Source organism: Halomonas sp. A11-A (assembly GCF_003182195.1).
In the GTDB taxonomy this organism is placed as follows: domain Bacteria; phylum Pseudomonadota; class Gammaproteobacteria; order Pseudomonadales; family Halomonadaceae; genus Halomonas; species Halomonas alkalicola.
In genome coordinates, this window is record NZ_QGTM01000001.1 from 371,153 (window position 1) to 392,094 (window position 20,942).

The 20,942-nt window shown below is 68.6% G+C and carries 22 protein-coding genes; 13 read left to right on the forward strand and 9 right to left on the reverse strand.

Annotation, left to right across the window (positions count from 1 at the left end; genetic code table 11):
* Positions 1–37 precede the first annotated feature (37 nt).
* Genes DER72_RS01740 through cynS form a run of 4 tightly spaced genes read left to right on the forward strand, consistent with a single transcriptional unit; the run spans position 38 to position 3,757 of the window.
* Positions 38–1,480, forward strand: a complete 1,443-nt coding sequence (locus DER72_RS01740; protein WP_110068278.1) for a CmpA/NrtA family ABC transporter substrate-binding protein — start codon at positions 38–40, stop codon at positions 1,478–1,480.
* A gap of 3 nt (positions 1,481–1,483) precedes the next feature.
* Positions 1,484–2,344 (forward strand): nitrate ABC transporter permease, encoded by an 861-nt coding sequence (gene ntrB / locus DER72_RS01745; protein ID WP_110068279.1) that lies wholly within the window; start codon positions 1,484–1,486, stop codon positions 2,342–2,344.
* A gap of 32 nt (positions 2,345–2,376) precedes the next feature.
* Positions 2,377–3,324, forward strand: coding sequence for an ABC transporter ATP-binding protein (locus DER72_RS01750; protein ID WP_110068280.1), 948 nt, complete (start codon positions 2,377–2,379; stop codon positions 3,322–3,324).
* The gene (gene cynS, locus DER72_RS01755; protein WP_110068281.1) at positions 3,317–3,757 is read left to right on the forward strand and encodes a cyanase; all 441 of its coding nucleotides are present in this window, start codon (positions 3,317–3,319) and stop codon (positions 3,755–3,757) included. Before DER72_RS01750 ends, cynS begins: the two co-directional genes overlap by 8 nt.
* Before the next feature lie 221 nt (positions 3,758–3,978).
* On the opposite strand, the gene DER72_RS01760 is transcribed toward cynS, so the two are convergent.
* Positions 3,979–4,914, reverse strand: coding sequence for a lipid A deacylase LpxR family protein (locus tag DER72_RS01760; protein WP_181395581.1), 936 nt, complete (start codon positions 4,912–4,914; stop codon positions 3,979–3,981).
* 161 nt (positions 4,915–5,075) lie between these two features.
* Positions 5,076–5,909 (reverse strand): fructosamine kinase family protein, encoded by an 834-nt coding sequence (locus DER72_RS01765; protein WP_110068283.1) that lies wholly within the window; start codon positions 5,907–5,909, stop codon positions 5,076–5,078.
* Positions 5,910–5,967: 58 nt separating this feature from the next.
* Between DER72_RS01765 and DER72_RS01770 the strand changes: the two genes are divergently transcribed.
* The gene (locus tag DER72_RS01770) at positions 5,968–6,282 is read left to right on the forward strand and encodes a YqfO family protein (RefSeq protein ID WP_110068284.1); all 315 of its coding nucleotides are present in this window, start codon (positions 5,968–5,970) and stop codon (positions 6,280–6,282) included.
* Positions 6,283–6,331: 49 nt separating this feature from the next.
* Here DER72_RS01770 and DER72_RS01775 read toward each other — a convergent pair whose 3' ends face one another.
* Entirely contained in the window at positions 6,332–6,859 is a 528-nt protein-coding gene (locus tag DER72_RS01775; protein ID WP_110068285.1) for an NUDIX hydrolase, read from the reverse strand.
* A gap of 78 nt (positions 6,860–6,937) precedes the next feature.
* Between DER72_RS01775 and DER72_RS01780 the strand changes: the two genes are divergently transcribed.
* Genes DER72_RS01780 through DER72_RS01795 form a run of 4 tightly spaced genes read left to right on the forward strand, consistent with a single transcriptional unit; the run spans position 6,938 to position 10,501 of the window.
* Complete coding sequence (locus tag DER72_RS01780) at positions 6,938–7,573, forward strand: CoA pyrophosphatase (protein ID WP_110068286.1); 636 nt, start codon at positions 6,938–6,940, stop codon at positions 7,571–7,573.
* A gap of 32 nt (positions 7,574–7,605) precedes the next feature.
* On the forward strand, positions 7,606–8,271 hold the full coding sequence (locus tag DER72_RS01785; protein ID WP_110068287.1) for a 2OG-Fe(II) oxygenase: 666 nt from the start codon (positions 7,606–7,608) through the stop codon (positions 8,269–8,271).
* The gene (locus DER72_RS01790; RefSeq protein WP_110068288.1) at positions 8,271–9,854 is read left to right on the forward strand and encodes an ATP-binding protein; all 1,584 of its coding nucleotides are present in this window, start codon (positions 8,271–8,273) and stop codon (positions 9,852–9,854) included. The genes DER72_RS01785 and DER72_RS01790 overlap by 1 nt, the downstream gene beginning before the upstream one ends.
* Positions 9,851–10,501: a response regulator transcription factor gene (locus DER72_RS01795; RefSeq protein WP_110068289.1), complete on the forward strand. Its 651-nt coding sequence runs from the start codon at positions 9,851–9,853 to the stop codon at positions 10,499–10,501. Before DER72_RS01790 ends, DER72_RS01795 begins: the two co-directional genes overlap by 4 nt.
* A 167-nt stretch (positions 10,502–10,668) precedes the next feature.
* Here DER72_RS01795 and DER72_RS01800 read toward each other — a convergent pair whose 3' ends face one another.
* From DER72_RS01800 to DER72_RS01825, 6 genes are all read right to left on the reverse strand, one after another.
* Entirely contained in the window at positions 10,669–11,724 is a 1,056-nt protein-coding gene (locus DER72_RS01800) for a L,D-transpeptidase family protein (protein ID WP_258306144.1), read from the reverse strand.
* Positions 11,725–11,886: 162 nt separating this feature from the next.
* Positions 11,887–12,969 carry a phospholipase D-like domain-containing protein gene (locus tag DER72_RS01805; RefSeq protein ID WP_110068291.1) on the reverse strand — a complete coding sequence of 361 codons (1,083 nt, stop codon included), beginning with the start codon at positions 12,967–12,969 and terminating at the stop codon, positions 11,887–11,889.
* A complete protein-coding gene (gene lgt / locus DER72_RS01810; RefSeq protein WP_110068292.1) occupies positions 12,966–13,760 on the reverse strand; it encodes a prolipoprotein diacylglyceryl transferase in 795 nt (264 codons plus the stop codon). Before lgt ends, DER72_RS01805 begins: the two co-directional genes overlap by 4 nt.
* Before the next feature lie 15 nt (positions 13,761–13,775).
* Positions 13,776–14,639, reverse strand: a complete 864-nt coding sequence (locus tag DER72_RS01815; RefSeq protein ID WP_110068293.1) for a F510_1955 family glycosylhydrolase — start codon at positions 14,637–14,639, stop codon at positions 13,776–13,778.
* An 83-nt stretch (positions 14,640–14,722) separates the two neighbouring features.
* On the reverse strand, positions 14,723–16,363 hold the full coding sequence (locus DER72_RS01820) for a multicopper oxidase family protein (RefSeq protein ID WP_110068294.1): 1,641 nt from the start codon (positions 16,361–16,363) through the stop codon (positions 14,723–14,725).
* A 72-nt stretch (positions 16,364–16,435) separates the two neighbouring features.
* Positions 16,436–16,789, reverse strand: a complete 354-nt coding sequence (locus DER72_RS01825) for a hypothetical protein (protein ID WP_110068295.1) — start codon at positions 16,787–16,789, stop codon at positions 16,436–16,438.
* Between the two features lie 180 nt (positions 16,790–16,969).
* Between DER72_RS01825 and DER72_RS01830 the strand changes: the two genes are divergently transcribed.
* From DER72_RS01830 to DER72_RS01845, 4 genes are all read left to right on the forward strand, one after another.
* Positions 16,970–17,401, forward strand: coding sequence for a hypothetical protein (locus tag DER72_RS01830; RefSeq protein ID WP_146209027.1), 432 nt, complete (start codon positions 16,970–16,972; stop codon positions 17,399–17,401).
* A gap of 123 nt (positions 17,402–17,524) precedes the next feature.
* Positions 17,525–18,163, forward strand: a complete 639-nt coding sequence (locus DER72_RS01835) for a Spy/CpxP family protein refolding chaperone (RefSeq protein ID WP_110068297.1) — start codon at positions 17,525–17,527, stop codon at positions 18,161–18,163.
* Positions 18,164–18,244: 81 nt separating this feature from the next.
* Entirely contained in the window at positions 18,245–20,749 is a 2,505-nt protein-coding gene (locus DER72_RS01840) for a heavy metal translocating P-type ATPase (protein WP_110068298.1), read from the forward strand.
* Positions 20,746–20,925, forward strand: a complete 180-nt coding sequence (locus DER72_RS01845) for a hypothetical protein (RefSeq protein ID WP_110068299.1) — start codon at positions 20,746–20,748, stop codon at positions 20,923–20,925. Before DER72_RS01840 ends, DER72_RS01845 begins: the two co-directional genes overlap by 4 nt.
* Positions 20,926–20,942 lie beyond the last annotated feature (17 nt).

Genomic DNA, 20,942 nt, shown 5'->3' on the forward strand with positions numbered 1-20,942 from the left:
GACAGGCCTTCCCCTGCACTAGCGAAGCGAGACGACCATGAACAACGACCACAACAGTCTGGGTAACCCCTTCGATCACCGGCAATCCCTGGTCCATGGACGCGACTGTGGCTGCAAGACCTGCGCGGATGCGCACTCCCCTGCTTCTTCCTCTCCCTCGACGCCTCCCTCGGCCAGTCGCCGCGCCGACGAGGCCCCCGCTGCCACCGGGGCGCCGCGCGACAGCGAGGAGATGATGGACCGGGTGGTGGAGAGCGCCCTGGTGCGCGGCATCTTCGGCCACAGCGACATGCACCGCCGCCAGTTCATGAAGCTGGTGGGGGGCGGCACCGTGGCCGCGGCCCTGGCCACCCTGTTCCCGATGGACGCCATCAAGGCGGCCGTCAAGGAGGACCTCGGCCCGCTGGAGAAGACCCGCCTGGACGTGGGCTTCATCCCCATCACCTGCGCCACGCCGATCATCATGGCCCACCCCATGGGCTTCTACGAGCGCTACGGCCTCGACGTCAACGTGATCAAGACCGCCGGCTGGGCGCTGATCCGCGACAACTCGCTCAACGACAACTACGACGCCGCCCACATGCTCTCGCCCATGCCGCTGGCCATGAGCCTGGGGGCGGGCTCCAGCCGTCGCGCCTTCATCACCCCGGCCATCGAGAACATCAACGGCCAGGCGATCGTGCTGCACAACGACCACCAGGACAAGCGCGACCCGGCGCAGTGGAAGGGCTTCACCTTCGGCGTGCCCTTCGAATACTCGATGCACAACTTCCTGCTGCGCTACTACGTCGCCGAACACGGCCTCGACCCCGACCAGGACATCCAGATCCGCGTCATTCCGCCACCCGAGATGGTCGCCAACCTGCGCGCCGGCAACATCGACGGTTTCCTCTCGCCGGACCCCTTCAACCAGCGGGCGGTGTTCGAGCGCATCGGTTTCATCCACCTCCTGACCAAGGAGATCTGGGACGGCCACCCCTGCTGCGCCTTCGCCACCAGCGCCACCTTCGCCCGGGAGAACCCCAACACCTACGGCGCCCTGCTGCGGGCCATCATCGATGCCACCCAGTACTCCTCCGACCCCGCCAACCGCTCGGAGATCGCCGAGGCCATCGCTCCCACCAACTACCTCAACCAGCCGGTCACGGTGATCGAGCAGGTGCTCACCGGGCGCTTCGCCGACGGCCTGGGCAACGTGCAGAACGTGCCCGACCGCATCGATTTCGACCCCTTCCCCTGGCACTCCATGGCGGTGTGGATCCTCACCCAGATGAAGCGCTGGGGCTACATCGATGGCGACGTGGACTACCAGCGGGTCGCCCGGGACGTCTTCCTGGCCACCGAGGCCGGCGAGGTGATGCGCGAACTGGGCTACGACGCCCCGGAGGAGACCTCGCGCAACTACCAGATCATGGGCAAGACCTTCGACTACACCGACCCAGAAGCCTATCTGCAGAGCTTCGACATCCGCAGGAGCTGAACCATGGACCGCACGACCACCGAGTGGAAGTTCAGTCTCAATTTTCGCGCCGGCCTGCTCGCCGCGGTGATCCTGGCGCTGCTTCTCGGCCTCTGGGAGGGGCTCAACCGCGCCCCGATCCTCGGCGGCGCCGGCGCCGAACTCAGCGAATACGAGCTGTTGATGGGTGGCGCCGACGAGACCGCCCGGGTACCGCCCCCCTCGCAGATCATCGAGCGCGGCTGGCAGGAGCTGTCGAACCCCTTCTACGATGCGGGCCCTAACGACAAGGGCATCGGTATCCAGCTCGGCTACTCGCTGTTCCGGGTGCTCACCGGCTACTTCGCCGCGGCCCTGGTGGCGATTCCCATCGGCTTTCTGATCGGCATGTCGCCGCTCGCCTACAAGGCGCTCAACCCCTTCATCCAGGTGCTGCGACCCATCTCGCCGCTGGCCTGGATGCCGCTGGCGCTGTTCATCATCCGCGATGCCCAGGCCTCGGCGATCTTCGTGATCTTCATCTGCTCGATCTGGCCGATGCTGCTCAACACCGCCTTCGGCGTGGCCGGCGTGAGGCAGGACTGGGTCAACGTGGCCCGCACCCACGAGCTGTCGCCGATGAAGACCGCCTTCCAGGTGATCCTGCCCGCCGCGGCCCCGACCATCCTCACCGGCATGCGCATCTCCATCGGCATCGCCTGGCTGGTCATCGTCGCCGCCGAGATGCTCGTGGGCGGCACCGGCATCGGCTACTACGTGTGGAACGAGTGGAACAACCTCGACCTGACCAGCGTGATCTTCTCGATCCTGCTTATCGGCGTGGTCGGCATGCTGCTCGACCTGGCCCTCGGCGCCGTCGCCAGGCTGGTCGCCTACCAGGAATGACCGACCCCACGCATCCCCCACAGGAGAGAACCATGAGTCATGCCTTTGTGGAAGTTCAGCAAGCCGCCAAGCGCTTTCCCGGCGCCAAGGGGGGCGAGGGCCTGACGGTCTTCGAGAACGTCAGCTTCAGCCTCGAGAAGGGCGAGTTCGTCTGCATTATCGGCCACTCCGGCTGCGGCAAGTCCACCATCATGAACGCCCTGGCCGGGCTGGATCAGTTCAGCGATGGCGCCATGGTGATGGAGGGCAAGGAGATCAACGGCCCGGGCCTCGAGCGCGGCGTGGTGTTCCAGAACTACAGCCTGCTGCCGTGGCTGACCGCCCTGGAGAACGTGCGTTTCGGGGTTCGCGCCCGCTGGAAGGCGTGGGACGAGGCCCAGGTCACCGAGCACAGCCTGCGCTATCTCGCGATGGTGGGACTGAAGGGCGTCGAGGATCGCAAGCCAGCCCAGCTCTCCGGGGGCATGCGCCAGCGGGTCAGCATTGCCCGGGCCTTCGCCACCAAGCCGGAGCTGCTGCTGCTCGACGAGCCCTTCGGGGCGCTCGACGCGCTGACCCGCGGCGTCATTCAGGACGAGCTGGTCAAGATCTGGAGCCAGGACCGCCAGACGGTGTTCATGATCACCCACGACGTGGACGAGGCGATCCTGCTGGCCGACCGCATCTTCCTGATGACCAACGGCCCCCAGGCGCGCATCGCCGAGGCGGTGGAAATCGACCTCCCGCGGCCGCGCTCCCGGGCCGAGATCGTCAAGCACCCGCACTTCTACACCATCCGCAACTACCTGGTCGATTTCCTGGTGAACCGCTCGGGCGAGCTGCGCACCGCCGACCTCGACCGCCGCGGGCTACACTACCCGCGCCCGGTCAACCCGGTCGCCGAATCGGCGACCGAGTCCCACAGCGCGGATGCGCCGGCATCCGCTTCCCCCAACGAGAAACTGGTCAAGTTCACTCCCAAGGAGACTCACCATGGATAAGCTCGAGATGCGCCACACCCTGCTCGCCGCCAAGGCCCGCAAGAAACTCAGCTGGGAGGAGATCGGCCAGGCCATCGGCATGTCGCCGGTGTGGACCGCCTCGGCCTGCTACGGCATGAACAGCGCCAAGGCCGAAGTGGCCCACAAGCTCTGCGAGGTGCTGGATGTCGACGGTAACGTCGCCGAGGCCCTGGTCGCCTTTCCCACCAAGACCTGGGACGAGGCGATCCCCCAGGATCCGCTGATCTACCGTCTCTACGAGGTCGTCGGCGTCTACGGCGAGACCCTCAAGGACGTGGTCCAGGAGCGGTTCGGCGACGGCATCATGAGCGCCATCGACTTCACCATGGAGGTGGACAAGGTCAAGGACCCGAAGGGCGACCGGGTGGTGCTGACACTGAACGGCAAATTTCTCCCCTACCGCTCCTGGTAACGGGAACTGGCTGCGCTCGGCCATACGGTGTTGAAAGCCGGCTCGTGCGCGAGTCCGATCAAAATGCTCATTTACTCCGTGTAAACTCCGCGTTTTGACTCGTGACATCCCTGTCACTCGCGCTGCGAGCAGCAGGGCAGTCCAAATCGGCTATCCTACCGATTTGCCGCCGGCTTTCGCCTTGTCTGGCCTTCGCTCGCTCAGTTCCGCGAGGGCGTGGCTTACAGGTGATAAGAGAAAATCAATGCGCCATGCGGTGCGAAACTGTCCTGGCCGTGGAACTCCTCGCTGCGGGCGATATAGGCCGCGCCCAACTGCCACTCATCCCAGGTCAAGGCCAGCCCGAGCACGGCGTCGCCCACCCAATCCTTGGCATCCACGGAGTGGCTGTCCTTGGAGGTGTTGCCGTCGAGCAGCAGGTTGTGCGCCACGTAACGCCCCTCCAGCCCCGCATAGACATACCAGCCGAAGCCGCTGCCGTGGGACGCCTGACGGTAGCCGCCCAGTCCCGGCCCCAGGGTCGGCATGCCGTGGCCGCGCTCCAGCCCCCGGCCGAAGCGCAGCGCATAGCCGCCGCCGGCATGGGTGGTGAGATTGCCGAGCCCCGCCGCGAGGGTAGGCCCGTGCTGCCACTCCAGCCCCTGGGAGGGAAGATCGAACCACCACTGACTGCGGTAACCGGCGTTGAGCACGAACTCATCGCCGATCTGATGCCGCCAGCCGCGTGGAGTTTCGCTGTTGGTTACCCGATGGACTTCGCGCTGGAGGCTTTCGGCACGGGTGGACTGCCCCACCATGCCAGTGTCGACCTGCACGGTACTGGCGCGCATGCGTCCATCGCCGCGGCGAGTCTCGTGCAGCGCCAGCGTCGCCAGCGCCAACCCGGCGTAGGGGCGATCGTCGGCGACCAGATCGCGCCGCCAGATCGCCTCGGGGGTATACATGCGATGGCTGAGCTGCCAGGTGAGGGTATCGGCCTCGCCCAGCACCGCCGAGGGCAACCAGCGGACGAGCCCCTGCGACCAGTGGGTCTCGTCCAGCGCCTGGGTCCAGGAGGCCTCCAGGCCGGCGGTGTACTGATCATCGTCGCCGCTGACCATGCCATCGTTGTCGAACTGCAGCGACACCGCGTTCTGCGCCATGGCGCTGGCGGACAAGGCCAGCCCCCCGATTACCGCAACGATTCTCCAAGCCCTTCTATAGTGTGGCATTTTCCTTCCCTGAACATGAGCGGAACGGCATCGACAAACATACTTGATTGTATGTCATATATCATGATGCCACCATGCACGGGGCTGAGAAAAGCCATGCTACCGAGTCAGCCGCGCTCCACTCGTGCCAGCGCCCCTTCGACCCCGGAGAGATAGCTCCTGCCGAACAGCAGCAGATGATTGAGCAGGGGATAGAGCTGGAACAGCGCCTCCCGTCTCGGCCAGTCGCCGGGGCGAGGACCATTCCAATAGGCCTCGAAGAATGCCTCGCCAGGCGAGCCGAACAGCGTCAGCATCGCCAGGTCGACCTCCGGATAGTGGCGGTAAATGGCGGGATCGATGATCGCCGGACCGCGCGGCGTGTAGAGCACGTTGCCCGACCATAGATCGCCATGCACCAGGCTTGCCGGCGCATCCGCGAGCCATGTCTCCAGATCGTACGCCGCGCGTTCGATGCGCCGATGGCGCGTGTCGTCCAGTAAGCCCCGCTCCCGGCAGCGCAGGGCCAGCGGCAGCAGGCGACGCTCACGCTGGAAGGCACGGCCATCGTCCAGCGGGGCATTGGGCTGGGGCGTACGCCCGCAGGCGTTGTCCCGCGGCCAACCATGCCCCCCTTCGACATGGGCATGCAGCTCGCGCAGCCCCTCGCCCAGCGCGACCTCGTCCCGTCGCCCGCCGGCATCCAGCGCTTCCATCGCCAGCCAGCCGTCCTTCACGCCCAGCACCTCCGGTACCACCAGTCGGGTGGCTTGCGCACGCAGCGCACGCAAGCCATCCGCCTCGCCGGCAAGCCGTTGCGGATCGTCGCGCTTGAGCACCACCTCGCCCTGCTCGGTCTCCAGCCGGTAGACCGCCGCCATATCGCCGCCGGAAAGCCGCCACGGCTCGCCTCGCGGCGTCAGCCCCAACGTTTCGAGCAGCGCTCCAATATCGGCCTGCATCGCTCCCCTCTATACTCCAGACACACCGTTTCCAGTATGGCAAAGAAGGAGAAGGGGCATGTACAAGTTGGCGTTTTTCGTTCCCGTGGAGGATGCCGAAGCGGTGAAGGAGGCGGTGTTCGAGACCGGCGCCGGACGCATCGGCGACTACGAGGCCTGCTGCTTCCAGACTCGCGGCACCGGCCAGTTCCGCCCCCTGGACGGCGCCGATCCGCACATCGGCGAGGTCGGCGAGCTGGAACGCGTCGAGGAGCTCAAGGTCGAGCTGGTGTGCGAGGATAGGCTGATCCACGCCGCCGTGGCGGCGCTCAAGCTCGCCCACCCCTACGAGGAGCCGGCCTACGACGTCTGGAAGCTGGAGACCTTCGACTGACGCTCAGCTAGAACCAGCGTCAGGCAGAGCCAAAGTAGCGCTCGCGATCCTAGGGGGTGATGTCGCTGACGTGCAGCGGAAACCGCTGATCGCGGCGGTCGGCGTAGAAGTGGCGCAGGGTGCGTTCGATGGTGGGAAAGGCGAGCTCCTCCCAGGGGATCTCGTGCTCCTCGAACAGCGCCACCTCCAGGCTCTCGGGGCCGGGGCCGAAGCCGCCGGTGAGATCGGCCCGGAAGATCATGTAGACCTGGTTGATGTGGGGCAGATTGATCAGGGTGTAGAGCCCGTGGATATCGACCTCGGCGCAGGCCTCCTCGCGGGTCTCCCGGGCGGCCGCCTCCACGGTGGTCTCGGCGTTCTCCATGTAGCCCGCCGGCAGGGTCCAGTACCCCTTGCGCGGGGCGATGGCGCGGCGGCAGAGCAGGACCCGGGTGCCGCTCACCGGCAGGGTGCCGGCCACGATGCGCGGGTTCTGGTAGTGGACGGTGCCGCACTCGTCGCACAGGTGGCGGGGGCGGTCATCCCCCTCGGGAATCGCGAAGCGCACGGTGTGGCCGCAGTGGCTGCAGAAGTTCATGGGGCTCCCGGGCAGGCTGGCGGGCTTGACGCCGCGGAAGGCGGCCGGGTAGAAGGAATCAAACCCGATGGAAACCCCATGTTAGAGAATCTTCGCGAACGCCTGCAAGCGCACCGCCCCCGGCGGTCCCTGCTGCAGCTGCCGGAGGCGGCGGTGCTGATGCCCATCGTCGACCGCCCCGAGCCGACCCTGCTGCTCACCCGCCGCGCCGCCCACCTCAACACCCACAGTGGCCAGGTGGCCTTCCCCGGCGGCAAGCGCGAGGCGGGCGACCCTGACCTGCTGACCACCGCCCTTCGGGAGTCCCATGAGGAGATCGCTCTGCCCCCCTACCGGGTGGAGCTGCTCGGCCGGCTGTCGGACGTGGTCTCGCTGCACGGCCTGCGCGTCACTCCCTACGTGGGGCTCATTCCACCGGACCTGCCCCTGATCCCCGATCCCACGGAGCTCGACGCCATCTTCGAGGTGCCCCTCGCCCACTTCCTGGAGGACCGTCGCCACCATACCGACGTCATCCCCGTGGACGGCCGGCCCCTCTATGTGCCCAACTACCACGTAGACGGCCAGGTGATCTGGGGGCTCTCGGCGATGATGCTGGTGGAGCTGCTGGCCGAGGGGTTCGGCTGCCCGGTGAGTCTGGACAGGAAGCCCCCCGGCCGGCTCTGCTACTTTCCCGACCGCCTGCTGCGCATCCAGCAGCAGGCGAGCCGCTGACCCGTTCGACCCAGGAGACCACGACACTGAGCCTGCCCCTCCCCTCCGCCCTGCCCCCCGCGCTGGCCCCCGAGGCCCTGCCCCGCCTGATCGATGCCTTGGTGGAACAGGGCTGGTACCTGGGCGAGGGGGTGCTGGACGCCGACCTGTGCGCGGAGCTTCACGCCGAACTCACCGCCCTGGCCGAACGCGACGCCCTGGAGGCCGCCGGCATCGGCCGCGGCCAGGAGCTTCAGCTGCGTCGCGATATCCGCGGCGACGCCATCCACTGGCTCGACCGCGAGAGCCTCGCCCAGCGCCGCTATCTGGAGGCCATGGGCGAGGTGCAGCAGGCACTGAACCGGGCACTGTTCCTGGGGCTCTTCGAGTACGAGGCCCACTTCGCCCACTACCCGCCCGGCGCCTTCTACCGCCGGCACCTGGACAGCTTCCGCGGCCGCGCCAACCGGGTGGTCTCCACCGTGGGCTACCTCAACCCCGACTGGCCCGAGGACGGCGGCGGCGAGATGGTGCTCTACGCCCCCGACGAGCCCGAGCGCGAGGTGGCCCGGGTGCGGCCCAGCGCCGGCACCTTCGCCTGCTTCCTCGCCGAGAGCGTGCCCCACGAGGTGCTGCCGACCCGCCTGCCGCGGGCCAGCATCGCCGGCTGGTTCCGGCGCAACGCCTCCCTGGGCGGCCGGGTGGACCCGGCGCGCTGATGACGGGGCAAAACGAAAGGACCGAAGGGCTGGCGGCGCGCTGCGCCGAGCTGGAGGCAGAGAACCGGCGGCTCAGGGACCAGCTGCAGCCGCTCCAGGACGAGCGCGACCACTACCAGTGGCTGGCCGAGAGCACCACCGACCTGATCAGCCGGCACGCCCGGGACGGCACCTTCCTCTACGCCTCCCGCGCCGCCCGGGACCTGCTCGGCTATGAGCCCGAGGAGCTGATCGGCGTCTCCGCCTACGACCTCTTCCACCCGGCGGACCTGGCCGACCTGCTCAACAAGTCGCCGCGGGTCTACTACCACAAGGGGTTCTACCAGCAGACCTACCGCTTCCGCGCCAAGGACGGCCGCTACGTCTGGTTCGAGACCACCAGCCGCACCCGCCGCGACCCCGCCACCGGCGAGCTGCTCGACATCCTCAGCGTCTCCCGCGACGTGGGCCGGCGCCTGCGCGCCGAGGCCAACCGCGAACGCCTCGCCCGGGTCGTGGAATCCACCACCGACCACGTGCTGTTCATGGATGAGCACGAGCGGCTCTTCTACGCCAACGAGGCCGCCCGGCGCCTGCTGCGCCTGCCTCGGGAGGGCGGCGAGGCCCGCCTGGCGGACGCCTACGGCGAAGAGTCGCTGGCCGAACTGCGCGATATCGTGCTCCCCGCGGTGGCCCGCTATGGCTCCTGGAGCGGCGAGCTGGCCATGCGCGGCCCCGACGGGCCGGTGCCGGTGCTCAGCGTGGTGATGGCCCATCGGGGCCTGGGCAGCGAGCCGGGCCACGTGTCGCTGCTCAACCGCGATATCGGGCTGCGCAAGGCCGCCGAGACCCAGGCCCGCCGCCACCAGGAGCAGATCGCCCACGCCAACCGCCTGGCCACCACCGGCGAGCTCGCCTCCAACATCGCCCACGAGCTCAACCAGCCCCTGGGGGCCATCGCCAACTACGCCAGCGGCGCCCTGCTCAAGCTCGACGCCGACCCCGACCTGCCGGCCGAGGCGCTGCGCCTGCCGCTCTCCCGGATCAGCGACCAGGTGACCCGCCTGGCCGAGCGCCTGCGGCATATCCGCGCCTTCGTGCGCAAGGGGCAGACCCGGCCGCGGCCGGCTGTCCTGCTGGAGGTGGTGGACGCCGCCTGCCGGCTCTGCGAGTGGCAGTTCCAGCAGGCCGGCATCGCGCTGGAGCACCACCTGCCCGAGACCCTGCCGCGGGTCATCGTCGACCCGGTGGCCCTGGAGCAGGTGCTGGTCAACCTGCTGCTCAACGCCCTGGAGGCGAGCCGCGACCACCCCGGCGCCGAACGGGTCAGTCTGCGCGCCCGCCAGAGCGGTCGCCGTGAGGTCACCCTCACGGTCAGCGACCAGGGGCCCGGAGTGCCGGCCAGCGACGCCGAGCGCATCTTCGCGCCCTTCCACTCCGGGCGACCGGAGGGGCTCGGCATGGGGCTCGCCATCAGCCACTCGCTGATGGAGGCGATGGGGGGCGACCTGCGCCTCCTGCCCGCCAACGGTTCCGGCGGCGCCACCTTTGCCGCTACACTGCTGGCCGAACCCGCTCCCCTGGCTGCCGCGAGACACCCGTGACCGACACACCCGACGCCTGCATCGCCGTCGTCGATGACGACCAGGACCTGCGCGAGTCGCTGGCCTGGCTGCTCGACTCCGTGGGCCTGGCCAGCCGCGCCTTCGCCGACGGCGAGGCCTTCCTGGCCGCCGACCCTGACACCTTCGACGTCGTACTGCTGGATGTGCGCATGCCGGGCCTCTCCGGCCTGCAGGTCCAGCAGCGCCTGAACGAGCGCGGCGACGCGCTCCCGGTGATCTTCATGACCGGCCACGGCGACGTCCCCATGGCGGTGGCGGCCCTCAAGGCCGGTGCCCTGGACTTCATCGAGAAGCCCTTCAACCACCAGCAGCTGATCGATACCGTGCAGCAGGCGCGGCAGGCCCACCAGCGGCAGCGCCGGGAGCGGGAGCGCCACGACGATCTGCAGGCGAGCTACGCGGCGCTGCGCCCCAAGGAGCGGCAGATCCTGGTGCACGTGGCGGAAGGGATGACCAGCCGCGAGGTCGCCGAGCACCTGGGGATCAGCGCCAAGACCGTGGAGGTCTATCGGCTGCGCGCCATGAAGGCGCTGGGGGCGTCGAGCCTCGCCGAGCTGGTGCGGCTCTGCGTGGCGCTGGAGCTGGTGGAGGCGCTGCCTGACCGGGGTCAAGTCGACGCCGATTGATGCCCGCCGAGGCGTCCCGGCGCCTTGTCGCGGCCGCCGGCCACTGCCTGAGCGGCACCGCCGGCCGCTTCAGCCTGGCGAACGCCCCTGGCACGACCACGGCGACCACGGCCGCCACTGACGAGAACGGGCGCCCGAGGGCGCCCGTTCCGTGAGCCTGGCTCGCGTCAGTCGTCGCTGAGCGCCAGCTCCTCGAAGAGGCCGTTCAGCGCCGGCGCCTCGTCGGGCTCGGGCTCGGGGGGCGCCTGCAACGCCACCACCTGGCCGCTGGGCGCTTCGAGCAGGCCACGCAGCTGCTCGAAGTCGAAGGCAGCGCCGTTGGCATTGCCCGCGTTGAGGCGGGAGATGGTGTCGATCAGCGCCGACATGCCGTGCTCCTGGGACGCCAGGGGCTCGAAGACCTGCACCAGGGCCTGGCCGTCCCGCCAGCCCACCTTGATCGGCTGGTCGATGATGTTGACCTGGGTGCCCACCGGCACGTTGTGGAATACCGACTCGATATCCTCGGGGAACATGCGGATGCAGCCGCGGCTGGCGCGCATGCCGATGCCGTCGGGATCGTTGGTGCCGTGGATCAGGTAGCCGGGGATATCGAGCAGCACGGCATGGCGCCCCAGGGGGTTGTCGGGGCCGGGCGGCACCACGGCCGGGGCCGGCTCGCCGCGGGCGGCGGCTTCCTCGCGCATGGAGCGCGGCGGATACCAGGCCGGGTCCTGCAGCCGCATGGTGGTCTTGGTGATGCCCAGCGGGGTGTCATAGCCCTCGCGGCCGATGCCGATCGGATAACTCTCGACCCGCGGGATCTCGCCGTTGCGCACCTCGGGGAAGTAGTAGAGGCGCAGCTCGGCGACGTTGATCACCACCCCGGTGCGCTCGGCATCGGGCAGGATGAACTTGCCGGGAATGGTCACCTCGGTGCCCTCGCCGGGAATCCAGATGCTGACGTCCGGATTGGCGCGCACGATCTCCTCGTAGCCAACGTTATGGCGGCGCGCGATGTCGATCAGGGTGTCCTCGTGGTCGTCCACGGTCACGGTGTAGACCTCGCCGATCACGTTGCCCTCCTCGGGCAGCGGGTAGTGGCCACGGGGCCACTCGCGCTCCTCGTCGGCCTGAACGGCGCCGGTAAACGCCAGCAGACCGGCGAGAAGCCCGCTCTTGGCAAGGGCCAGCCACCTCAGGCCCTCCCTCGAGCTATCCGGCTTACAACTTGTCATTGCCATCTATATCACCTCGTCAAGGCAGCCTCGGCCGCAAGGCCTCGGGATCATTATCGTGTCCGTAGTGTAACGGGGAGCACCCCGTCCCGGAGCAGCAAGAGTGTTGAGATTTGTCACCGGGCTCCCTGACGCCCGGCATCTGGCGCGACGTCTCGGCACGTTGGCTCACAGCACCGGCGCCAGCAGGTACGAGGCACGAGCGGCGACCCGGTGCCAGAGCGGGTGGTGATCGATCTCATCGGCACGCATCCTTCTCGACTGGACAAAGTCACGCTCGAACATGGCTTCGACCTCGGCGGCGAAGCCGGGATCCATCACCAGCGCGGTGACCTCGAAGTTGAGACGGAAGGAGCGATTGTCGAGATTCACGGTGCCCACCGCCGCGCCGATATCGTCCACCAGGAAGGCCTTGCCATGCAGGAAGCCCCCCTCGTAGCGGTAGACCTTGACCCCCGCCTCGAGCAGCGAATCGAGGAAGGCGTAGGCGGCAAAGTAGGTCAGCGGGTTGTCCGGCCGCTCGGGAATCAGGATCCTCACGTCCACGCCGCTCAGGGCGGCCACCACGATCTTGCGATGGTTGCGGAAGTTGAGCTGGAAGCGGTTGCCCGTGCCGCGGGTGGAGTGGAAGCGGTGCACCTGGACCCCGGCCTCCTGCATCGCCCTGAGATAGCTCCCCGGCAGCGCATAGCTGCCGATCTCGTCATAGAGGAAGAAGACCTCCACCCCCTGCCGCGCCTTCTCGATCAGCCGCGCCTGCAGCGCCCTGCCCACCTCGTCGGCGCGCACGATGTAGAACTGCACCAGCAGATAGCGCTCGGCGAACTCGATGCCGGCGAACAGGCTCTCGAAGGTCGCCTCGCCGTCGATCAGAAGCTCCACCCGGTTGCCGCCGAGAAACGGCAGCTTGGCCAGCTGCTCGACGCCTACCAGGTGCTTGTCGCTGTGGGCGGCGGAGACGCCGTGGGCGCGCAGCTCCGCCAGCTTGTCGGCCAGCGCCTGGCCCAGCGCCGAGTCCTCGTCGCGCCGCGCCGAGACATAGCCCTGGAACCGCGCGCGGCCGAACACCCAGTAGGTGGGCACCGCCACATAGGGCACGGTGTTGAGGGAGACGATCCAGGCGATGGCCCCCTGGGAGGTCCGGCTCGACATCATCGCATCCAGCGATGAGGCCAGGCCCACCAGATGAGCGATGCCCATCACCAGCAGAATCCGGCGCCAGGGGCGGCGTCGCCTTGCCTGAAGCGTCATCGGGAAGCGGCTTCCACCGCCGGCTGTCGCCGCGACCAGCCGATCAGCGCCGCGCCTGCCACCATCATCGGCAGGGTCAGCGCCATGCCCATGGTCACCCAGCCGAAGGCGATGAAACCGATATGCGGATCGGGCAGGCGCACGAACTCAACGGCAAAGCGGAAGACGCCGTAGAGCAGCAGGAAGAGCCCGGAGATCAGCCCGGTGCGGCGCGGCTCTCGGGAGAGCCACCAGAGCACCGCGAACAGCACCACCCCCTCCAGGGCGAACTCGTAGAGCGCCGTGGGGTGGCGCGGCTCAGGCCCCATATGCGGGAAGGGCATCGCCCAGGGCAGCTCACTGACCCGGCCCGGCAGCTCGTGATTGATGAAGTTGCCGATCCGCCCCGCCCCCAGTCCGATCGGCACCAGCGGGGCGATGAAGTCGGTCAGCGACAGGAAGCCGAGCCGCTTCCTGCGCGCGAACAGCCAGGCCGCCACCAGCACCCCGATCAGGCCGCCGTGGAAGCTCATGCCCCCCTCCCAGAGTCGCAGCAGCCACAGCGGGTCGGCGAGCCACTGCTCGCTGCCGTAGAAGAGCGCATAGCCCAGGCGGCCGCCGAGCACCACGCCAACGGCGCTGTAGAAGATCAGGTCGCCGATGTCGTCATGGGTCAGGCCCAGGCGATGCGCGCGAAGACGCCCCAGCCACCAGGCGGCGACGAAGCCGACCACGTACATCAGGCCGTACCAGTGAATCGCGAACGGCCCGAGGCTGATGGCCACCGGGTCAATCTGTGGATATTGCAGCATGGGGTACCTCCCGGTTCACTCGAGACGCGACCAGTCGCGCCCACCGTTCTCGCTGATCAGCAGCTGATTCAGGTCATCGGCCGCCACCAGTCGCTGGGGATTGTCGGGATCCACCGCCAGGTGCATCAGATAGCGCTCTCCCCAGCCACGCTTCACCATCTCCCAGTCACGGCTGGCTTCCTCGGCTCGCAGCAGGCCGACGTCCAGCATGAAGGCGTAGAGCGTCCCCTGGCTGGCCACGACCAGGCTGACGGGGCGGCGCTCGGCATGGATCTGGCGCCAGCGCTCACCGCCGTCCGGGCTCATCAGGAGCCCGGTCTGAGTGGCAGCATAGAGCTGCTCGGAATCACGACTCGAGGCAGCCAGGGCAATCAGCCCGGCCGGCGCCTTTGTGAGAATCCGCCAGCTGGTACCGCCATCCTGGCTGACCTGGAGCTGGCCGGCATAGGCCCCGTAGAGCACGTTGGGGCTGGCCGCGCTGACGGTCAGCTGATGGAAGTCCACCGGGCCATCGACGCCCGCCGCAAGCCGTGACCAGCTGCGACCTCCATCACCGGAGATCACCACCCCGAGGTTGCCGCCAGCCGCCGGATGGCCGCTGGCGAAGAAGGTCTCGGCCTCCTCGGGATGAGGCGCGAAGCCCATGAAATCATGGGTCTCCTCCGAGACCCTCCGGGCCTTGCCATCTCGCTCCACGGCATAGAAGCCATGGTGGGTCGCCAGCCACAATCGTTCACTGTCGGATCGATCGAAGGCCAGGCCGTGAATGTGGGTCTGCTGACGCAGCTGCTCGAGACTGATGCTGCTCGGCTCTCGGGAACAGCCCACCAGCAGGGTCAGCAGCACGGCCATCAAGAGTGGCCATCGATAATGGGTCATGATGTCACTTCCTTATCATTCGGCAGGTGTCGCCGGCGCCATACGAAGCCGCCGCATGGTGCCGAAGCACGGTACGTGCAGTATCAGCTCACGCGGATCGTCGCCATCATGCCCAGCTCCTCGTGCTCGATGATGTGGCAGTGGAACAGCCAGTCACCGGGCTCGCGGAACACCATGCGGAGTGTCAGGCGCTGGTAGGGCGCCAGGTTGACGGTGTCCTTCCAGGCCAGCCAGGGGGCTTCGCGCCTCTCGCCGTCGGCATCGCGGGTGGCGATCACCTGGAAGTGGGTGCCGTGCACATGGAAGGGATGGTCCATGTGGGAGTTGTTGAAGACCTCCCACTCCTCCACCTCGCCGACCCTGCCCTCGAAGAGGGTCTCGTCCATGGCGAAGGCGCGCCCGTTGATCAGGAAGTCCACCTCCGGGCGAGCATCGCCGCCCTGGCCGGCTCCGTGGGCCGCATGGCCGGCGCCCGGTCCATGGGTACCATGGTGGCTGTCGCTGCCGCCGCCGTGCGCGGCATGGGGGTCAGCATGTCCTGCCCCATGGCCGGCATGGGGGGCACCGTGGCCAGCGCCGTGGTCGTCATGGCCCGGCATCACCTCGGTGAGCTCCACCTGGCGACGCACGTCCGGCTCGCCCAGGGGCTCGACGCGCCCCAGCCGCTCCGGCAGCGCCACCGGAGGCTGCACGCCGGCATTCAGGGTATGGAGCGTCAGCAGCGGCGCGACCCGATTCAGGTGGGAGGGCCGTTCGCCCATCCAGCCCCGCTCGTAGGGATGGCTGGCCAGCTGGAACCGCCCCTCGGCCTGCTCGCTCACCCGCACCAGCAGGTCGGCGCGCTCGCCCGGGGTGAGCAGCAGCTCGTCGAGGGGCTGCGGGCGCTCGATCAGCCCGCCGTCGGTACCGATCAGGGTGAGTTCGTGCTGGTCCAGGCGCAGACGCAGGTAGCGCCCGGCGCAGGCATTGATCAGCCGCAGGCGCAGGGTGGTGCCCGGCGCCACGTCCAGGCGCGGCTCGCGCTGGCCGTTGACCAGCAGCAGCTCCCCCTCGCGGCCGTTCATCCAGTCCTCGGCGGTATGCGGCGCCACCTCACCGTTCGCCATCAGGCGCAGGTCGCTGACCACCAGCAGGTGCTCCTCCACCTCCAGGGGCAGCAGATCCTGGGGCGGGCGCACCAGCAGCGCCCCCGCCAGGCCGTGGGCCACCTGACGGGCGGTGCCCTCGTGGGGATGGGGATGGAACCAGTGCAGGCCCGCGCTGCCGGCGGGGAAGGTATAGCGGTACTGGCGGGACTCGCCCGGCGCCACCGCGTCCCAGGGGGCACCATCCTGGGCCTGGGGCACCGGCACGCCGTGCCAGTGCAGGGTGGTCTCCTGCTCCAGCTCGTTGATCAGGGTGATGTCCAGCTCATCCCCCTCGCGCACCTCGATCAGCGGCGCCACCTTGCCGTTGTAGAGCCACAGTCGGGCCTCGAGCTCATCGCCGAGCGGCACCGCATGGGGGGCCGGGGTCAGCGCGCTGCGAAAGCGGCCGGCCGTCTCGCTCAGGTTGGCGATGCGCGGCAGCGGCTGGAGGGGCTCTCCGCCCAGCGGCGTCGGGGCGAGCCCGACGGGCGGCGTCGAATGGGGAAGCTGGCGAGAGAGGGCATAGCCCATGGTGCCGGCCGTGGACAGCACCAGGGCGCCCAGCGCCGAGTAGCCCAGAAATTCGCGACGTTTCATCAAGTGATCCTCGTGACATGAACACTCTCACCGCGGTTCGATCACCCGCGGCGCCATCAGGGGAAGAGAGGTTCAGGCGCGAGGAGGCCGCTCGAAGGGAGCGGGAGGCCCCGCAGGATGGCCCAGGCCGGGCCCGGACAGGGGATGCGGGGATGCTACCGCCTCGATGGTCAGCCGGGCCATGCTGGCACCGCACTGGGCACAGGGGATGCAGCAGGGAGAGGCCAGGGAGGCATCCGGCTCGCTGGGGTCGGCGATTGCCGAGAGGTCCCAGGCCGCCGCCCCCTGCATGGCCGAATGCTCCATGAGCTGACTCTCCAGGCAGGCGGCATCCCCATGGTGCCCGCCCGCGGCAACGGGCGGCGCCATGACCAGCACCAGGGCCATCAGCAGGCTGAGAAGCCAGTGGGAGGAGAGTCGACGCATGTAGGGATAAACGGCCTTGTGAGCCAATGGAGGCGCGAGTATTTCACGGCCTCGAGGCCCCCGCAACCTGGGCCCTGCCCACAGGTTTACCATCGGAGATTCTTTGACGTGAATCAATGGACAGCTGGCGCTGCTGGACTAGGGTAAGGGCTACACGACACCGACAAGCGAGACACCGTCATGCAGCCTCAGGCGCCCGGGCAGAGCGCAGCACCCCGCCAGGGAGGACTCCCCCTCTGGCTCGGTGCCGTGCTCATCCTGGCGCTGCTGCTGGTCGCCCTGATGGCCAGGGCCCAGACGGCGGAGCCTGCCCATCAGGGCGACCCACCGGTGCCGGGCCTCGAGCTCGCCTTCGGCGAGGCCGCGTCGGAGGCCTGGCTCAGCACAGCGCCCGACTTGCCCCACTGCCACCATGACCACGCCTGGCGCCCCGCCTCGGGCGTGCTGCCCCGCAGCGAGTCGCCGGATGCCACTCCCGACCCGTCGGCCCTGATCGCCTCCGTCGCCGGGCCATCCGTGCACCTCACCTCGGCACTTGGCCACCCCCTTCCTGGGCCCGCCTCTCCCCACACCGTTCCCCTCTACCTGCTGACACAGCGCTTCCGGTCCTGAGTCCTGGCTGGTTTCCCAGACACCCAGTCGTAGTCGCACGGCATTGACCTCTGTGCCGCACATAGCCGGAATACTGTGAGCATTGGCCCTCGACGGGACCAATCAGCAGCAAGGAGAACGATCATGAAACTTCGCAAGCAGACTCTCGCCCTCGGACTCGCCCTGGCACTCGGTGCCGGTAGTGCCGGCGCCGCCCTCGCCCAGGGCATGCCGGACTCTCGACCCGGTCAGGGAAGCGGCATGATGGGAGGAATGATGGGCGGTGGCGGCCAGGGCGGTATGGGCCCCGGCATGATGGGGGGCATGATGGGCGGCGGCGGCCAGGGCGGCATGGGCCCCGGCATGATGGGGGGCATGATGGGCGGCGGCGGCCAGGGCGGCATGGGCCCCGGCATGATGGGCGGCATGATGCCCTGCCCGATGATGGGCGAGGGCATGGGCATGATGTCGATGCTCGACGCCGAGCAGCGCAGCCAGATGCGCGAACTGATGCAGGATCACCGCCCGGCCCAGTTCGAGCGCAAGGGCCGTCTGATGAACCTGCGCGACGACCTGATGGCCGAGATGCACGGCGAGAGTCCGGATCCGGAAGCCGTGCAGGAACTCCACGGCCGCCTGGCCGAGCTGCACGGCGAGATGATGGCCGAGATGGTGCGCATGCGTAACGCCATGCACGACCTCATGACCGATGAGCAGCGCGAGCGGCTCCGCCAGGCGGCGCCCGCCGACGTGGATCCCGAGGACCACGATGCCCATCACTGATCGGCGGAGTCACTGAGTACGCAACATCAAGGACGGCCAACCCTGGCCGTCCATGTCGGCGACAGCTGCAGGAGGCACGTGATGAGTGACACCAGGTCCAGAACGATCACCCTGACGGTACCCGGCATGGGCAGCGACCACTGCGCCGGCATCGTGCGCAAGACCCTCGAGCGCCTCGATGGCGTGAGCGAGATCCAGACCAATATCGCCAACCATCATGTCAGCGTGACGGTCGAGGAAGGCGGACCCGACGGCAACACCCTGAAGGGAGCCGTCGAGGGTGCCGGCTATGACGTGGCCGCCGTCAGCGGTGGTGGCCAGCAGCAGATTCGCCTGACGGTGCCCGGCATGGGCTCGGACCACTGCGCCGGCATCGTGCGCAAGACGCTCGAACGCCTCGATGGCGTGGGCGAGATCCAGACCAATATCGCCAGCCACCGCGTCAGTGTGACCATCGAGGCCGGTGGCCCCGATGGTGAGGCGCTGAAGCGCGCCGTCGAGGGGGCCGGCTATGACGTGGCCGCCGTGCAGACCGAGGAGCAGGAGGCGGGCGACGGCGACGCCGAGATCGAGGAGGCCTACCTCGCCCAGGCGCGCAAGCGGCTGATCATCGCCGGGATACCTACCACCCTGATCATGCTGCTGATGATACCGCACATGTTCTGGCAGCCGATTCCAGGGTACCTGGCCATCGTCGCCCTGCTCGCCTTTCCCGTGGTCTTCCTCTACGGCGGTGCCGCCACGCACCGCTCGAGCTGGCGTTCGCTGAAAAACGGCACCTTCAACATGGACGTGCTGATCTCCATGGGCAGCCTGCCCCCCTATCTGATCGGCCTGGTCGGCTTCATCACCCCCATGACCTCGTTCATCGAGATGGGCGCCACCATCATGACCTTCCACCTGCTGGGGCGCTATCTGGAAGCGCTGGCCAAGGGGCGCGCCTCCCAGGCCATCCGCCGGCTGCTGACCCTGGGCGCCAAGACGGCGCGCGTGGAGCGCAACGGCGAGGAGGTCGAGGTGCCGGTCAAGGAGCTGGCGCCCGGCGACATCATGGTGGTGCGCCCCGGCGACAAGGTGCCCACCGACGGCGAGGTGGTCGAGGGCGAGAGCCACCTCGACGAGTCCATCGCCACCGGCGAATCGATCCCGGTCTACAAGAGCCCCGGCGACAGCGTGATCGGCGCCACCATCAACAAGGAGGGGCGCCTGCGGGTCAAGGCGACCCGGGTCGGCGGCGACACCTTCCTCGCCCAGGTGGTGCGCCTGATCGACCAGGCCCAGGGCTCCCGGGTGCCGATCCAGGAGTTCGCCGACCGCATGACCGGTCGCTTCGTGCCGGCGGTGATCCTGATCGCCCTGGCCAGCCTGGTGGTGTGGCTGCTCATTCCGGACGCCCTGCGCCCGATCCTCGACTGGGGCGCGACCTTCCTGCCCTGGGTCAACCCCGAGGCCGCCACCCCGGTGCTGGCGATCCTGGCCGCCGTGGCGGTGCTGGTCATCGCCTGCCCCTGCGCGCTGGGCCTGGCAACGCCCACGGCGCTGATGGTGGGCTCCGGCATCGGTGCCGAGCGCGGCATCCTGATCCGCTCCGGCGAGGCGATCCAGACCTTCAAGGACGTCAAGGTGATGGTGCTGGACAAGACCGGCACCATCACCCGCGGCGAACCGACGCTGACCGAGGTGGTGGCCGCCGAGGGCGTCGAGGAGACGCGCCTGCTGACCCTGGCGGCGAGCGTGGAGAACGCTTCGGAGCACCCCATCGCCCGGGCCATTGTCGACGGTGCCAAGGAACGCGATGTGACGCCCGGCGAGGTCAGCGAGTTCCGCTCCACCGGTGCCCGCGGCGTCTCGGGCCGGGTGGGCGACGCGAGCGTGCTGATCGGCAATCGCCGGCTGCTCGAGGAGGAAGGCGTGGCCGGCCTCGAGGCCCTGGATGACGCCATGGGCAAGCTCGAAGCGAAGGGGCGCACCGTGGTGATCGTGGCCGCCGACGGCCAGGCCCTGGGCCTGGTGGCCGTGGCCGATACCCTCAAGGAGGAGTCGGTCGAGGCCATCCGCGGCATGCATGCGCTGGGCCTGCACGTGGTGATGATCACCGGCGACAACGAGCGTGCCGCCCGGGCCGTGGCCGAGGAGGTCGGCATCGATGAGGTCCAGGCCGGGGTGCTGCCGGAGGGCAAGGTCGACGCCATTCGCGCCCTGCAGGCGAAGCACGGCAACCACGTGGCCATGGTGGGGGACGGCATCAACGACGCCGCGGCGCTGAAGCAGGCCAACGTGGGCATCGCCATCGGCGCCGGGGCGGACGTGGCCATCGAGGCCGCCGACGTGACCCTGGTGCGCGGCGAGCTGACCGGGGTGGTGGAGGCCATGCACCTCTCGCGCGCCACCTTCGGCAAGATCGTTCAAAACCTGATCTGGGCCAGTGCCTACAACGTGGCCGCCATTCCCATCGCCGCCGTGGGCCTGCTGCACCCGATGATCGGCGTGATCGCCATGACCGCCAGCTCGCTCTCGGTGATCGGCAACTCGCTGCTGCTCAAGCGGGGCTTCACCCGCGCCAACCCGCAAGGAGATACCCGATGAACCGCCTGCACCACGCAATGATGACCGCCTGCCTGGTGCTGATGGGGGTGGCCATGCTGATCGTGCTGTGGCGCGGCAACCCCTTCGGCACCGGCACCTGGCTGCTGCTGCCGATGGGGCTCTGCCTGGGGCTGCACCTGTTCGTGCACCGCCACAGCCACCGAAACGATGAATGACCCGCGTCCTCGTTCCC

Bases quoted from the DNA above. Each gene is read 5' to 3' on its own strand.
- DER72_RS01740 (WP_110068278.1), top strand. From the start codon at position 38: ATGAACAACGACCACAACAGTCTGGGTAACCCCTTCGATCACCGGCAA.
- ntrB (WP_110068279.1), top strand. From the start codon at position 1,484: ATGGACCGCACGACCACCGAGTGGAAGTTCAGTCTCAATTTTCGCGCC.
- DER72_RS01750 (WP_110068280.1), top strand. From the start codon at position 2,377: ATGAGTCATGCCTTTGTGGAAGTTCAGCAAGCCGCCAAGCGCTTTCCC.
- cynS (WP_110068281.1), top strand. From the start codon at position 3,317: ATGGATAAGCTCGAGATGCGCCACACCCTGCTCGCCGCCAAGGCCCGC.
- DER72_RS01765 (WP_110068283.1), bottom strand. From the start codon at position 5,909: ATGCAGGCCGATATTGGAGCGCTGCTCGAAACGTTGGGGCTGACGCCG.
- DER72_RS01770 (WP_110068284.1), top strand. From the start codon at position 5,968: ATGTACAAGTTGGCGTTTTTCGTTCCCGTGGAGGATGCCGAAGCGGTG.
- DER72_RS01775 (WP_110068285.1), bottom strand. From the start codon at position 6,859: ATGAACTTCTGCAGCCACTGCGGCCACACCGTGCGCTTCGCGATTCCC.
- DER72_RS01780 (WP_110068286.1), top strand. From the start codon at position 6,938: ATGTTAGAGAATCTTCGCGAACGCCTGCAAGCGCACCGCCCCCGGCGG.
- DER72_RS01790 (WP_110068288.1), top strand. From the start codon at position 8,271: ATGACGGGGCAAAACGAAAGGACCGAAGGGCTGGCGGCGCGCTGCGCC.
- DER72_RS01800 (WP_258306144.1), bottom strand. From the start codon at position 11,724: ATGGCAATGACAAGTTGTAAGCCGGATAGCTCGAGGGAGGGCCTGAGG.
- DER72_RS01805 (WP_110068291.1), bottom strand. From the start codon at position 12,969: ATGACGCTTCAGGCAAGGCGACGCCGCCCCTGGCGCCGGATTCTGCTG.
- lgt (WP_110068292.1), bottom strand. From the start codon at position 13,760: ATGCTGCAATATCCACAGATTGACCCGGTGGCCATCAGCCTCGGGCCG.
- DER72_RS01815 (WP_110068293.1), bottom strand. From the start codon at position 14,639: ATGACCCATTATCGATGGCCACTCTTGATGGCCGTGCTGCTGACCCTG.
- DER72_RS01820 (WP_110068294.1), bottom strand. From the start codon at position 16,363: ATGAAACGTCGCGAATTTCTGGGCTACTCGGCGCTGGGCGCCCTGGTG.
- DER72_RS01825 (WP_110068295.1), bottom strand. From the start codon at position 16,789: ATGCGTCGACTCTCCTCCCACTGGCTTCTCAGCCTGCTGATGGCCCTG.
- DER72_RS01830 (WP_146209027.1), top strand. From the start codon at position 16,970: ATGCAGCCTCAGGCGCCCGGGCAGAGCGCAGCACCCCGCCAGGGAGGA.
- DER72_RS01835 (WP_110068297.1), top strand. From the start codon at position 17,525: ATGAAACTTCGCAAGCAGACTCTCGCCCTCGGACTCGCCCTGGCACTC.
- DER72_RS01840 (WP_110068298.1), top strand. From the start codon at position 18,245: ATGAGTGACACCAGGTCCAGAACGATCACCCTGACGGTACCCGGCATG.
- DER72_RS01845 (WP_110068299.1), top strand. From the start codon at position 20,746: ATGAACCGCCTGCACCACGCAATGATGACCGCCTGCCTGGTGCTGATG.